The 14,197-nt window shown below is 75.0% G+C and carries 7 protein-coding genes; all 7 read left to right on the forward strand.

All coding sequences use genetic code 11. From position 1 onward, the window contains the following. Positions 1-275 precede the first annotated feature (275 nt). The 7 genes from ACSP97_RS14685 (at position 276) to ACSP97_RS14715 (ending at position 14,184) form a co-directional block, all read left to right on the forward strand. Positions 276-3,455 (forward strand): FHA domain-containing protein, encoded by a 3,180-nt coding sequence (locus ACSP97_RS14685; protein WP_440557846.1) that lies wholly within the window; start codon positions 276-278, stop codon positions 3,453-3,455. 165 nt (positions 3,456-3,620) lie between these two features. Continuing rightward, positions 3,621-5,012 (forward strand): ABC transporter substrate-binding protein, encoded by a 1,392-nt coding sequence (locus ACSP97_RS14690; protein WP_440557848.1) that lies wholly within the window; start codon positions 3,621-3,623, stop codon positions 5,010-5,012. 7 nt (positions 5,013-5,019) lie between these two features. Continuing rightward, positions 5,020-6,363, forward strand: a complete 1,344-nt coding sequence (locus tag ACSP97_RS14695) for a carbohydrate ABC transporter permease (RefSeq protein ID WP_355325018.1) — start codon at positions 5,020-5,022, stop codon at positions 6,361-6,363. After that, positions 6,360-7,262 (forward strand): carbohydrate ABC transporter permease, encoded by a 903-nt coding sequence (locus ACSP97_RS14700; RefSeq protein WP_355153554.1) that lies wholly within the window; start codon positions 6,360-6,362, stop codon positions 7,260-7,262. Before ACSP97_RS14695 ends, ACSP97_RS14700 begins: the two co-directional genes overlap by 4 nt. Before the next feature lie 154 nt (positions 7,263-7,416). Continuing rightward, positions 7,417-9,657, forward strand: coding sequence for a bifunctional glycosyltransferase/CDP-glycerol:glycerophosphate glycerophosphotransferase (locus tag ACSP97_RS14705; protein WP_355153556.1), 2,241 nt, complete (start codon positions 7,417-7,419; stop codon positions 9,655-9,657). Between the two features lie 115 nt (positions 9,658-9,772). Beyond that, positions 9,773-11,995, forward strand: a complete 2,223-nt coding sequence (locus tag ACSP97_RS14710; RefSeq protein WP_440557851.1) for a bifunctional glycosyltransferase/CDP-glycerol:glycerophosphate glycerophosphotransferase — start codon at positions 9,773-9,775, stop codon at positions 11,993-11,995. Continuing rightward, positions 11,977-14,184 carry a bifunctional glycosyltransferase/CDP-glycerol:glycerophosphate glycerophosphotransferase gene (locus ACSP97_RS14715; RefSeq protein WP_440557853.1) on the forward strand — a complete coding sequence of 736 codons (2,208 nt, stop codon included), beginning with the start codon at positions 11,977-11,979 and terminating at the stop codon, positions 14,182-14,184. The genes ACSP97_RS14710 and ACSP97_RS14715 overlap by 19 nt, the downstream gene beginning before the upstream one ends. Positions 14,185-14,197: the final 13 nt, after the last annotated feature.

Raw genomic sequence — 14,197 nt, forward strand, 5'->3', positions numbered from 1 at the left:
GCAAGCGTTCCGGACCATGTTCGAAGGAAAGACGCGTCACTTCGACAGGTGGTTGCCGCACGGTGTACGTGACCGATCTCAACTGATCAATGACGTACTCCTGGTCAGGCACTTTTGGGGGCAGAGCCGACCATTCAAGATCACTTCTCGTCGGGTGGCGGGCACACCGTCGACGGCAGGTGCGAGGATGCTCCCCGTACTGGCCGACGTGCTCGTGTGGGGTGGGGGGTAGTCCGCGCCCGCGCAGACCCGCGCAGAAGGGACCGCTGACGCCGATGCAGATCCGGCTGACCGTCGTAGACCCGCTGGGCCCGCCCGCGCAGCGGGGCCGTGCCGCGAGCCGCGACGTGCTGGTCACGGCGCCCGCGGGCACCGACCTCGCCGCGGTCGCGTCCGCGCTGGCCGGGGCGGTCACCGGGGAGGGCGCCGGACGGGACGCGGGTGGCGCGGCCGTCGTGTTCTACGCCGACACGGTACGTCTCGACCCGCGCCGCGCCGTCCTCGGCGAGCCCCCGCTGGTCGACGGCGCCGTCCTGTCCCTGGGCGCGCCCGCGGCCGCCGAACCCCACCCCGGACCGGACGACGCGCCCACCCGGCTGCACGTGGTGGCCGGGCCGGACGCGGGCGGGGTGCACCTGCTGCACGGCGGGCGGATCACCGTCGGCCGCTCCGCCGACGCGGACGTACCGCTGGACGACCCCGACGTGTCCCGCCTGCACTGCGCGGTGACGGTGGGCGCGGACGGCCGGGTCTTCGTGGCCGACCTCGGTTCCACGAACGGCACGACGCTGGACGGCACGCGGGTGGGCGAGCGCCCGGTACGGGTGGCCGCCGGGAGTCTGCTGCGGGTCGGCGAGTCCGCGCTGCGGGTCGCGGCCGGCGGGGTTCCCGGCGAGGACCGGCTGCGGGTCGTCGCCGACGGCGAGGGCTGCGTCCGGGTCGCGCCGGGGACGTCCTCCGGTGCCGGCGCGGACACCGCCCCTCCCCTCGATCCTCCCGTTCCCGGCGGCGCCGGCGCGGACGGCACCGCGCACGCCTACGGCTCCGTCTCGTGGGGGACCGCCGGCGCCGGGTACGAGGGCGCGGCGGCGGGCGGCGGGGACACCCACGCGGGCCGGTTCGGCGTCGGCGTCGGGGCGCAGCCGGTCCGGCGGCGGGGGCTCGGCGCCTGGGCCCGGCGGCTGGCCGGCTCGCGCACGGAGCAGCCGGAGGCCGACGCGCGGGCCTACGGCGAGGCGGGCCCGGCCGGCGGCGGCCCGGACGCCGATGCCGCCCGGCGGCCCGAGACCTGGCCCGACCCCGCCGCGCTGCTGCTGACCGCGCTCGGCCCCGGGCCCCGGCTGTGGGAGCGCGGTCCGGGACACCCGGAGGCCCTGACCGTACGGCTCGGCACCGCCGACCGGAGCACCCCGAACGGCTCGGGCCTGCTGCCCGCCGTGCCGATGACCGCGGCCCTGCGGGAGGCGGGCGCGCTGGGACTCGCGGGCCCGCGGCCCCGGCTGTCCGGGCTGGCCCGCGCGGTGCTGGCCCAGCTCGCCGCGCTGCACTCGCCGGACCTGCTGGAGATCGTGCTGATCAGCGCCGACGGCTCCCGCCCGGTGGAGGAGCGCGCGGCCGAGTGGTCCTGGCTCGGCTGGCTCCCGCACGTCCGCCCGAACCACGGCCAGGACTGCCGTCTGCTGCTCGCGCACGACCGTGAGCAGGCCGCCGCGCGCACCGAGGAACTGCTGCGCCGGGTCGACGACTTCACCGCGGCCGGCGGCAACACGGCGACGGCGGTCAACACCCCGCGCATCCCGGCGCAGGCACAGTCCCCCCACCCCCGGCGGCAGCCGCCCGCGCCCGCCGCTCCCCTCCCCTCCGCCCGCCGCCCCTCCTGGGCCAAGGACGACTCCGAACTCGGCGCCACGGGCGGCTTCCCCGGTCCCTACACCGTCGTGGTGGTGGACGGCGACCCCGGCGGCACCGCGCTCCAGGAGGCCCTGGCGCGGCTGGCCGCGGTGGGCCCGCGGGTCGGTGTGCACGTGGTGTGCCTGGCCGAGGTGCCGGCCGCCTCGGCCGCGTCGCCGGTGGGGCGGACGTACGCGGCGGCCTGCACGGTGGCGCCGACGTTCCGGCACTGCGGTGCCGTGGCGCTGCTCAGCGGTGACGTGGCGAGCGCCCTCCAGCTGATGCGGGTGGCGCCGGGCGGCCCGGTGGAGCCCGGTGTGCTCGCCACGGTGGACGCGGTGTCCCCGGCGTGGGCGGAGCGGTTCGCGCGGGCGCTGGCGCCGCTGCGGCCGGACGGCCCGGCCGCCGAGGGGCAGGCCCGGGTGGCCACGCCGCTGCCGCGGTCGGCCCGGCTGCTGGACGAGCTGGGGCTGGCCCGCGCCACCCCGGCCTCGCTGATGGCCCGCTGGGCGGACGCGGCCGACGACACGGAGGCGCTGGGCGGCCGGGCCCGCGCGGTGCTCGGTGCCGGACCGCACGGCCCGGTCGCCGCGGACCTGGTGGCCGACGGACCGCATCTGCTGATCGAGGGGCCGCCCGGCAGCGGCCGTACGGAGCTGCTGCGGTCCGTGGTGGCCTCGCTGGCCGCGGCGGAGCGGCCGGACCGGCTGGGCATGGTGCTCATCGACGGACGGGACGGCGTCGGCACGGGCGGCGGGCGCACCGAGGGCCTGCGGGTCTGTGTGGAGATACCCCACGTCACGACCCATCTGATCGCCAACGACCCGATGCGCATGCGGGAGTTCGCCCAGTCGCTGAGCGCGGAGCTGAAGCGGCGGGCGGAGCTGCTGGGCCGGACCGACTTCGCGCACTGGCACGCGGGACGCGCGGTGTCCGGCCGTATCGTCGCGCAGCGCACCCCGGCCGGTGCCGGGGACATCGAGGCGCCGCCCAGCTCCACGCTGCGGCTGCGGCCGGGCGCGGCGGCACGGCAACGTGCCGAGGAGGTACCGCCGTTGCCCCGTCTGGTGGTGGTCGTGGACGACCTGGACGCGCTGGTCTCCCCCGCCCTCGGCGCGCCCGGCCGGCCCGCCGCCGGGTCGGTGACGCGGGCCCTGGAGGCGGTGGCCCGGGAGGGCGAGCGGCTGGGCGTGCACCTGGTCGCGGCGGCCGCCCCCGGGGGCCGTACCGCGGAGAGCGAGCCGGCCCGCCGGGCCGCGCTGCGCGTCACCCTGGCCGCGGTGAGGCAGGGTCCCGACGAACCGGAGCCCGGCCGTGGGCGGTTGACGCATCCGGACGGCGCGTCGGTGGAGTTCCAGGGCGGCCGGGTGACCGGCCGCATCCCCCGCACCGCGACCCAGCGGCCCACGGTCGTCCCGCTGGACTGGCAGCGCATGGGCGATCCGCCGGCCCGCCGGCCGGTCCGCGAACTCGGCAACGGCCCCACCGACTTGGCCCTCCTGGCCAGCGCCGTGGAACGCGCCGCCCGCCAGGTCTCGGCCTCCCGGGTGCCCTCCCTGCTGTAGGCGGCCGGACGGCGCATACGGCCATGGTCACGAGCCGGTCACGATCACCCGCACAGGACCGTAGGTGCTCTTGCCCAGCCCGAGCGGCCCGGCGTACACCGGAGCGCATCGGACAGTGTTCTGACGTTCAACGATGTTCAACGGAGAACGACGAACGGGGAAGTGATGCGCAGCAAGAGCAGCACCATCCGGACCGGCAGGGCCACCACCGTGCTCGCCGCCCTGCTCGCGGGGGGCCTGGCGCTCAGCGCCTGCTCCGGCGGGGAGAAGGACGACGGTGGCGGCAAGGGCGGCAAGGACGGCGGGGGTTCGGCGCCCGCCGGGAACACGGTCGCCCTGCCCAGACTGGACGGCGCGCAGCTGGAGATCTCCGCGGTGTGGACCGGGCAGGAGCAGGCGAACTTCAAGAAGGTGCTCGCCGAGTTCGAGCGGCGCACCGGTGCCAAGGTCACCTTCGTGCCCGCCCAGGACCCGATCATCAACTTCCTCGGTTCGAAGATCGCGGGCGGCCAGCCGCCGGACGTGGCGCTGCTGCCGCAGCCCGGTGCGATCAAGCAGGCCGTGGACAAGGGATGGGCCAAGCCGGTCGGGCCCCAGGCACAGAAGGAGCTGGCGAAGAACTACTCGCAGGGCTGGCAGGACATCGGGAAGGTCGGCGGCAAGCAGTACGGCATCTACTACAAGGCCGCCAACAAGTCGCTGGTCTGGTACAACGCCAAGGTCTTCGAGAACGCGGGCGCCAAGGAGCCCGCCACCTGGAAGGACCTGCTGACCACGGCGCAGGCGGTGTACGACTCCGGGGTCACGCCCTTCTCGGTGCCGGGCGCGGACGGCTGGCCGCTGACGGACTGGTTCGAGAACATCTACCTGTCGCAGGCGGGGCCCGAGAAGTACGACCAGCTCGCCCAGCACAAGATCAAGTGGACCGATCCCTCGGTGAAGCAGGCGCTGCAGACGCTCGCGCAGATCTGGGGGAAGAAGGACTACCTGGCGGGCGGCCAGAAGGGCGCGCTCCAGACGGAGTTCCCCAACTCGGTCACCCAGACCTTCACCGGCGGCGACCAGCCGAAGGCGGCGATGGTCTACGAGGGCGACTTCGCGCAGGTCAACATCGGTGAGACCAAGGCGAAGGTGGGCACGGACGCCAAGGTGTTCCCGTTCCCGGCCGTCGGCTCGGCCGCGCCCGTGGTCTCCGGCGGCGACGCGGCGGTGGTCCTGAAGGACTCCAAGGCGGCCCAGGCCCTGATGACCTTCCTCGCCTCCCCGGACGCGGCGACCATCCAGGCGAAGCTGGGCGGCTACCTCTCGCCGAACAAGAACGTCCCGCTGTCGGCGTACCCGAACAGCGTCCAGCAGAAGATCGCCAAGGCGCTGATCGCGTCCGGCGACGACTTCCGCTTCGACATGTCCGACCAGGCGCCGCAGGCGTTCGGCGGCACCCCGGGCAAGGGCGAGTGGAAGGACCTCCAGGACTTCCTGCGCAACCCCGGCGACGTGGCGGGTGCCCAGGCCGCGCTGGAGAAGGACGCGGCGGCCGCGTACGGAAGCGGGAGCTGATCCGGCGATGGCGACGGCAGCGGCGGCCGGGGCCCCACCGGGTCCCGCCGCGTCCCGCCCCCGCAAGAGCGTGACCGGCACCCGCAAGACCGTGGCAGTGCTGTTCCTGCTGCCCGCCCTGGTGCTGCTGGGCGCGCTCGTGGTCTACCCGATCGGGTACTCGATTGTCCGCAGTTTCGGTACGAACTCGGGGCACGGCTTCGCCGGTCTCGACAACTACAAGACGGTCTTCACCGACGACGGCATCCTCACGGCGCTGAAGAACAACGTCATCTGGGTGGTGTTCGCGCCCACCGTGTCCACCGCGCTCGGGCTGATCTTCGCGGTGCTGACCGAACGGGTGCGCTGGGGAACGGCGTTCAAGCTGGTCGTCTTCATGCCGATGGCGATCTCGATGCTCGCGGCCGGGATCATCTTCCGGCTGGTGTACGACCAGGACCCCGGCAAGGGCGTCGCCAACGCGGTGTGGGTGTCGGTGCACGACAGCTTCGCCCAGTCCTCGGCCTTTCCCATGGCGCACCCGGGGCGCAGGTCACCGCTGGTGGCCCAGGGCGGCGGCTTCGTCACCAAGGACGTGGTGCACGCCGGGCGGCCGGTCGCCCTGCCGCTCGTCGGCGTCGCCCCCGACAAGATGCCGGGCGGCGCGAAGCGGGCGGCGGCCGCGAAGGCCGAACCGGGCAAGGTGACCGGCAGCACCTGGCAGGACTTCACCCGCGGCAAGGGCGTCGGCCGGCTCGGCGCGCCCGACCCGAGCGAGCTGGGCTACCCGGGGATGCGGATCGAGGCGGTGAAGGACGGCAAGGTGGTGGCCTCGGCGAAGGCGGCCGGCGACGGCACCTTCACGCTGCCCGCGGCGGCGGACGGGGCCCGGCTGCGGCTGCCGGCCGCCAACTTCCGGGAGCCGTACAACGGTGTGCAGTGGCTGGGGCCCGCGCTGGTCACCCCGGCGATCATCGGCTCGTACGTCTGGATGTGGGCGGGTTTCGCGATGGTGCTGATCGCGGCCGGACTCGCGGGCGTGCCACGGGAGTTGCTGGAGGCCGCGCGGGTGGACGGCGCCAACGAGTGGCAGGTGTTCCGCCGGGTCACCGTGCCGCTGCTGGCACCGGTCCTCGCGGTCGTCACCGTCACCCTGATGATCAATGTGCTGAAGGTGTTCGACCTCGTCTACATCATCGCCCCCGGTTCCTCCCAGGACGACGCCAACGTGCTCGCCCTGGAGCTGTACCGCAGGGGCTTCGCGGAGGGTCAGCCGGGCGTGGCGAGCGCGATCGCGGTGTTCCTGCTGCTGCTGGTGATCCCGGTGATGCTGTTCAACGTCCGACGGCTGCGGCGGGAGGTGCGGCGATGACGGCGACCGCCACCGAGGTGCGCGCACCGGCGCCCGCCGTCCGGGCCCGGCCCTCGCTCGGCGCGAGGATCACGGAACGGCTGAGCGGCGGGGTCGTCCGCGTCTTCCTCCTCCTGGTCGGCCTGTTCTGGCTGGTGCCGACCATCGGGCTGCTGATCTCCTCGCTGCGCTCGCCCGACGACATGAGCGCGAGCGGCTGGTGGACGGTGTTCACCAAGCCCTCCCAGCTGACCTTCGACAGCTACCGCAGGCTGCTGGAGAACGGCGACATCACCCACTCCCTGCTGAACACGGTGCTGATCACGGTCCCGGCGACGGTCCTGGTCGTGATCATCGGCTCGCTCGCCGGGTACGCGTTCGCGTGGCTGGAGTTCCCGGGCCGGGACTGGTGGTTCCTCGGCGTGGTGAGCCTGCTGGTGGTGCCGGTGCAGGTGGCCCTCATCCCGATCGCCGAACTGTTCGGCAAGATCGGCCTGTTCGGGTCGATCCTCGGGGTGGTGCTGTTCCACACCGGCTTCGGTCTGCCGTTCGCGGTGTTCCTGCTGCGGAACTTCTTCGCGGAGATCCCGCGCGAACTGCTGGAGGCGGCCCGCCTCGACGGCGCCGGCGAACTGCGGCTGTTCGCCCGGGTGGTGATGCCGCTCGGCGGGCCGGCCATCGCCAGTCTCGGCATCTTCCAGTTCCTGTGGGTGTGGAACGACATGCTGGTGGCCCTGGTGTTCACCAAGTCCGGCACCCAGCCGATCACGGTCGCCCTGCAGACGCAGGTACGCCAGTTCGGCAACAACATCGACGTGCTGGCGCCCGGCGCGTTCATCTCCATGGTGATCCCGCTGGCCGTGTTCTTCGCGTTCCAGCGGCAGTTCGTCTCCGGTGTGATGGCGGGCGCCGTCAAGTAGGCACCGGGGAAGGAATGTTGAGGGGGCGGGTCCGGGAAGGGCCCGCCCCCGTCGTTCGCCCGCTGTCCCCCGAATGCCGCACGGGACGTAACCAATTCACTCCATCGGCCGTTGCCGGGCACAACGCCCCGCGCCGAACACCCATGGATGTCCCGTGCCCAGGTTCAGTGTCATCGTCCCCGCGTACCAGGTCCAGGCGTACCTCTCCGAGTGCCTGGACTCGGTGCTCTCCCAGTCGTACACGGATCTCGAACTGATCGCCGTGGACGACCGCTCGCCGGACGCGTGCGGGGCGATCATCGACGAGTACGCGGCCCGCGACGCCCGGGTGAGGCCGGTGCACCTGGCCGAGAACCGGGGGCTCGGGCGGGCCCGGAACGCGGGCATGGCCGAGGCGAGCGGCGACTACCTCGTCTTCCTGGACGGCGACGACACCCTCACCCCGGGCGCGCTGCGGGCCATCGCCGACCGGATCGGGGCGACCGGCGACCCGGACGTGCTGGTGTACGACTACGAGCGCACGTACTGGGACGGCCGGCGGGTGCGCAACCACCTCCGGGCCGAGCTGGCCGAGCGGGGCCCGGCTCCCTTCCCGCTGACCGACCGGCCGGGGCTGCTCCGGGTGCTGATGGTGGCCTGGAACAAGGCGTACCGGCGGGAGTTCGTGACCGAGCGGGGCTTCGTGTTCCCGCCGGGCTACTACGAGGACACCCCCTGGACCTTCCCGGTGCTGATGACGGCTGGGTCGATCGCGACCCTGGACCGGGTCTGCGTGCACTACCGGCAGCGCCGCCGGGGCAACATCCTGTCCACCACCAGCCGCAAGCACTTCGATCTGTTCGACCAGTACGAGCGGGTCTTCGCCTATGTCGCCGACCACCCCGAACTCGGTCACTGGAAGCCGGAGTTGTTCCGCCGGATGATCGACCACTACGGGGTGGTGTTCACCCGGCGGGACCGGCTGCCGCGCGGCAGCCACCGGGAGTTCCTGCACCGGGCGCGCGCCCACCACCGCCGCTACCGGGTGCCGGGGACCCGGCTGCGGCGGCGGCACGTCCTGATCCGGTTCGGGCTGCACCGCACCTTCCGGGCGCTCCTGCTGACCGCGGCCGCCCGCCGGCGCGCGCGGCGCGCCCTGACCGGGCCGGCGCGCGCCGTGCGCCGCGGCGCGCTCGCGCTGCACTACCGGATCCAGCGGCGCCTGCCGCTGCGCCCCGACCGTGCGGTGTTCGCCGCCGGGGGCGGGTACGGCGGCGACCCGGCCGCGCTGGAGGAGGCCTTCGGGCGGTACGCCCCGCACGTGCGCACCGCCTGGCTCGCCGACCCCGCCTACCGGGGCCCGCTGCCGCCCGGCGCGCGCCGCATCACCCCCGGCACGGCCGCCCACTGGACGGCGCTCGCCCGCGCCGGCTACCTGATCGGCGACGACCAGCTCACCCGCGGACTGCGCAAGCGCCCGGGGCAGGTCCTCGTCCGTACCCTGGAGGGCACCCCGCTCGCACACACCGGCCTGGACCTCCGGGAGCACCCGGCGGCGGCCCGCGGCACGGACTTCGAGGCGCTGCTGCGGGACGTCGACCAGTGGGACCACGTGATCTCCGGCAACCGGCACTCCACCCTGACCTGGGAGCGCGTCTACCCGGGCCGCTACACCGCCCTGGAGTACGGCAGCCCGCGCACCGACGTCTTCCAGCGCGCCACCCGGGAGGACGTGGCCCGGCTGCGCGCCCGGCTGGGCGTCCCCGCGGGCGCCGTCGCGATCCTCTACGCGCCCGCCCGCCGCGAGCACCGCCGCACCCAGCGATCGCCGCTGGACCTGGCGCTGCTCGCACACCGGCTGGGCCCGCGCTTCGTGCTGCTGGCCCGCGTGCCCGGGGACGCGCCCGTCGAGGGCACCCGGGTCGTCGACGTCTCCGCGCACCCCTGCGTCCAGGAGCTGTGCCTCGCCTCGGACGCGCTGCTCACCGACCACGCGCCGCTCGTCTTCGAGTACGCGGCCCTGGACCGCCCGATCGTGCTGCACACCGGGGACCGGGCGGCGTACGAGACCGTGCACGGCGCCTACGTCGACCTGCGGGCCGTGCCGCCGGGCGAGGCGGGGTGGGACGAGGAGGGGCTGGCTGACGTCTTCACCGGCGGCGCCTGGAACGGCGCGCGGGCCGCGCTGCTGCGGGCCGCGTTCCGGGAGCGGTTCTGCCCGTGGGACGACGGGCGCGCCGCCGAGCGGGTCGTCCGGCACGTGGTGCTGGGCCGCACCGACCCGGCGCCGGTGGTGCCGCCCGCCGAGCGGCGGCCGGTGCCGTCCGCCGCCGCGGCCACGGCCCGGTCCGCGCTGGCCACCGTGCCGCACCCCAAGGGCCCGCGTCCCGTCACCGAGGCCGCCGAACACCGTTGATCCCACCGGGAGTTCCCATGCCCCGCGGCTCGACGCGGCCCGCTCCGAGCCGGCCGTCCACCTGGCGTCCGGCGGGACGGCCCGGCCGGGTCCGCAAGACGACAGAAAGAGCAGAATGCCCCGCTTCAGCATCATCGTCCCCTCCCACGGGGTCGCCGGCCGGCTGTCCGAGGCCCTGGACTCGGTCCTCGGCCAGTCCTTCGGCGACCTGGAGCTGATCCCGGTCTGCGACGGGCCCGACGCCCCGGCCGCCGAGGTGGCCGCCGGGTACGCCGGGCGGGACCCCCGGGTGGCCCCGGTCCACTCACCGCCGTCGGCCGGGCTCGGCGGGGCGCGCAACGCCGGGACACGGGCGGCGAGCGGCACCTATCTGCTCTTCCTGGACGGCGACGACCTGCTGCTGCCGGGCGCGCTCGCCGCCCTGGACGCCCGGCTGGCCGAGACCGCCGGGGTGGACGTGCTGTACGTGGAGCACGAACGCGCCCCCTGGTGGGAGGGCGAGCCGGCCAACCCGGTGGCGCCGCTGCTCGCCCGGGCTCCGGAGGGCGCCTTCGCCCCCGCCGAGCTGCCGCACCTGACCGGCGTCCGGCTGCCCGCCTGGAGCGCGGTGTACCGCCGCGCCTTCCTCGCCGAGCACCGGCTGGCCTTCCCGGACGGCCACTTCACCGATGTCGGCTGGGGCGGGCTGACCTCGCTCGCCGCCGAGCGGATCGCGGTGCTGCGCCGGGTGGTGGTACGCCACCGGCTGCGCCGGCAGGGCAGCCGGCTGAACGAGCCCGGGCCCGGGCAGCTCGCCCTGCTGGACCAGGTGGAGCTGGTGCTGGACCGGGCGGCCGGGCACGCCCTGCCCGCCGAGCGCTTCGGGCCCCTGTTCGACCAGTTGTTCGCGGTGGTGCTGAAGACCGCGTCCCGGCCGGAGCGGCTGCCCTCGGGACACCGGGCGTTCTTCCGCCGCGCGGCCCGCCTGTACCGGCGCTTCCGGCCGGCCGGGCACCCGATGCCGCGCGGCAGCCTCGGGGTGCAGCACCGGCTGCTGGCGGTGGGCGCCTACGACGCGTTCCGCGCGCTGCGCGAGGTCGACCGGCTGACCGGCAGGGCCGCCGGGGCCCTGCCCCGCCCGCACGCGGTGCGCACCCGGCTGCGCTACCGCGCCGCCCTGCGCCGCCCCCTCGATCCCGAGCTGGCCGTGTACTGCGCCTACTGGGGCCGCGGCTACGCCTGCAACCCGGCCGCGATCCACGCCAAGGCCCGCGAACTCGCCCCGCACATCCGGTCGGTGTTCCTGGTCGAGGCCGGCCGGGAACACACCCTGCCGAAGGACGTGGAGTACGCGGTGCTCGGCTCGCACCGCGCCTGGGAGCTGCTGGCCCGCGCCACCTATCTGATCAACAACGCCAACTTCGCCGAGCGCGTGGTCAAGCGGCCCGGCAGCGTGCACCTGCAGACCCAGCACGGCACACCGCTGAAGACGATGGGCGTGGACCAGTCGACGTACCCCGTGGTGGCCGCGCGCTCCGGCAGCTTCACCCGGCTGCTCGGCCGGGTCGACCGCTGGGACTTCAACCTGTCCGCCAACCGCCACTCCACCCGGATGTGGGAGCGGGCCTTCCCGGGCTCCTGGGAGGCCCTGGAGTACGGCTATCCGCGCAACGACGTCTACTACACCGCGACCGCCGACGACGTGGCCCGGGTCAGGCGGGAGCTGGGCGTCCCCGAGGGCCGGCTCGCCGTGCTGTACGCGCCCACCCACCGCGACCACCACACCGGCTTCGAACCGGGCCTGGACCTGGAGGCGTTCTGCGCGGCGGCCGGCGAGGACGTCGTGGTGCTGCTGCGCGCCCACTACTTCTACGACCGGGGCGGCGCCCGCCACTCGGACCGGATCATCGACGTCACCGCGCACCGCTGCGCCGAGGACGTGTGCCTGGCCGCGGACGCACTGGTCACGGACTACTCGTCGATCATGTTCGACTACGCCAACCTGGACCGGCCGATCGTCGTCTACGCCGACGACTGGGACGTCTACCGGCACACCCGCGGCGTCTACTTCGACCTGCCGGCCGAGCCGCCCGGGCCGGTGGCCCGCACCCCCGGGGAGCTGGCCGCCGTCTTCCGCGACGGCTCGTACGCGGACGCCGGGTCGGCGGCGCTGCGGGCCGCGTTCCGCGCGCGCTTCTGCCAGTTCGACGACGGCCGGGCCGCCGAACGCGTCGTACGGCGGGTGCTGCTCGGCGAGCCGCCGGAGGCGATCGCGCCGGTGCGCCCGCTCGCCGAGCGCGTCCCCGCCCCCGCCGCCACGACCCTCGTGAGGAGCCGGCCGTGCCCCGCTTCAGCGTGATCGTGCCCTGCCACCGGGTGCAGGCGTATCTGCCCGAGTGCCTGGACTCGGTGCTCGGGCAGTCGTACCGGGACGTCGAGGTGATCGCCGTGGACGACCGCTCGCCGGACGACTGCGGCGCGATCCTGGACGAGTACGCCGCCCGCGACGCGCGCGTGCGGGTGCTGCACCTGCCGGAGAACGTGGGGCTCGGCCGCGCCCGCAACGCCGGTCTGGCACATGCGCGCGGCGACTACCTGCTCTTCCTGGACGGCGACGACACGCTCACCCCGGGCGCGCTGCGGGCCGTCGCCGACCGGCTGGCGGAGACCGGCGACCCGGACGTGCTCGTGTACGACTACGCGCGCACCTACTGGTGGGGCGGCACCCGGCGCAACGCGCTGGCCGGGGTGCTCGCGCAGGCCGGCCCGGACACCTTCACGGCGGCCGGGTACCCGCGGATCCTGGACCTGCTGATGGTGGTGTGGAACAAGGTCTACCGCCGGGAGTTCGTGGCGGCGGAGGGCTTCGAGTTCCCGCCGGGCTACTACGAGGACACCCCCTGGACCTTCCCGGTGCTGCTGAGCGCCCGGCGGATCGCCGCGCTGGACCGGATCTGCCTGCACTACCGGCAGCGCAGACAGGGCAGCATCCTGTCCACCACCAGCCGCAGGCACTTCGACGTGCACGAGCAGTACGAGCGGGTGTTCGCGTTCCTGGACGCGCGGCCCCGGCTCGCGCACTGGCGGCCGTACCTGCACCGGAAGATGGGCGAGCACTGCCTGGACATCCTGGCCAAGCCGGACCGGCTGCCGCCCGCCGACCGGGCCGAGTTCTTCCGGCGCACGGCCGAGCTGTCCGCCCGGCTGAAGCCGCGGGGCGCACGGGTGGACGGCGAGGTCGCCGTGCCGGCGGGCACCTGGACCGGCTACCGGCTGCGGCGGCAGGCGGCGCGGGCCGGCCGCGGGGCGGCCCGGCTGGCAAAGGCGGCGCGGCAGGCGGTGGCCGGCCGCGCCCGCACCGGCTGGGCCGCCCTGTCCGCGCGCCGCTCCCCCGACCCCCACCTGGTGGTGTACTCGGCCTCCGCGCACCGGGGCCTGCTGGGCGACCCGGCGGCCGTCTACCACGCGGCCCGGCGGATCGCCCCGCATCTGCGCGGGGTGTGGGTGGTGCGGGACGCCGAGACGGCCGCGCTGCTGCCGCCGGACGTGGAGCACGTGCTCGCGGGCAGCCGCCGCTGCGCGCAGGTGATGGCGCGGGCGGCGTTCCTCGTCAACGACGTCGACTGGCCCGCCACCTTGGCCAAGCGGCCCGGCAGCGTGTACATCCACACCCACCAGGGCACGCCGCTGAAGTTCCTGGGCGCCGATCTGCGGGACAAGCCGGGCGCCCGGCTCGGCGTCGACGTGCCGCGGCTGCTGCGCCGCGCCGACCGCTGGGACCACAGCCTGGTCGCCAGCCGCCACTCCGAGCTGGTGTACGAGCGGGCCTACCCCTGCCGCTTCGCCTCGGCCCGCACCGGCAGCCCGCGCAACGACGTGCTGGTCAACGGCGGAGCCGGCGACTTCCGGCGCCGGCACGGCATCCCCGACGACCACACGGTGGTGCTGTACGCGCCGACCCGCCGGGACTACCGCAGGGGCGGGCACGTGGACCGGATCGACGTGGCCCGGTTCGCGGCCGATCTCGGCGAGGGCCACACCCTGGTGGTGCGGCTGCACCCCTCGCTGGCCGCGGGCCCCGCGCGGGGCATGGGCCTGACCGAGCTGGCCCGGCGCGGCGTCGTGCTCGACGCGACGGACGAGCCGCACCTGCCGGACGTCCTGCTGGCGGCGGACGCGCTGGTCACCGACTACTCGTCCGTGATGTTCGACTACGCCAACCTGGACCGGCCGATCGCGCTGCTCGCCGACGACTGGCCCGCGTTCCGGGCGAGCCGGGGCGCCTACGTCGACATCACCGCCGAGCCGCCCGGCCATGTCGCCCGCTCCTACCCGGAGTTGGCCCGGCTGTTCGCCTCGGGCCGCTGGCGGGACGAGGAGTCGGCGCGGCTGCGGGCCGCCTTCCGCTCCCGTTACTGCGAGTTCGAGGACGGCCGGGCGGCCGAGCGGGTGGTGCGCACGCTGCTGCTGGGCGAGCCGATGCCGGCCGGTCCGGTCCGGCTGCCGGGTCGGCCGACGGCCGGGCGGGAGGCGCCGGCGCCGGCGTGAGGGCGGCCGGAGG

The sequence above is a fragment of the Streptomyces sp. SCPE 10 genome (assembly GCF_051980735.1).
Taxonomy (GTDB): domain Bacteria; phylum Actinomycetota; class Actinomycetes; order Streptomycetales; family Streptomycetaceae; genus Streptomyces; species Streptomyces misionensis.

Bases quoted from the DNA above. Each gene is read 5' to 3' on its own strand.
- ACSP97_RS14710 (WP_440557851.1), top strand. From the start codon at position 9,773: ATGCCCCGCTTCAGCATCATCGTCCCCTCCCACGGGGTCGCCGGCCGG.
- ACSP97_RS14690 (WP_440557848.1), top strand. From the start codon at position 3,621: ATGCGCAGCAAGAGCAGCACCATCCGGACCGGCAGGGCCACCACCGTG.
- ACSP97_RS14695 (WP_355325018.1), top strand. From the start codon at position 5,020: ATGGCGACGGCAGCGGCGGCCGGGGCCCCACCGGGTCCCGCCGCGTCC.
- ACSP97_RS14700 (WP_355153554.1), top strand. From the start codon at position 6,360: ATGACGGCGACCGCCACCGAGGTGCGCGCACCGGCGCCCGCCGTCCGG.
- ACSP97_RS14685 (WP_440557846.1), top strand. From the start codon at position 276: ATGCAGATCCGGCTGACCGTCGTAGACCCGCTGGGCCCGCCCGCGCAG.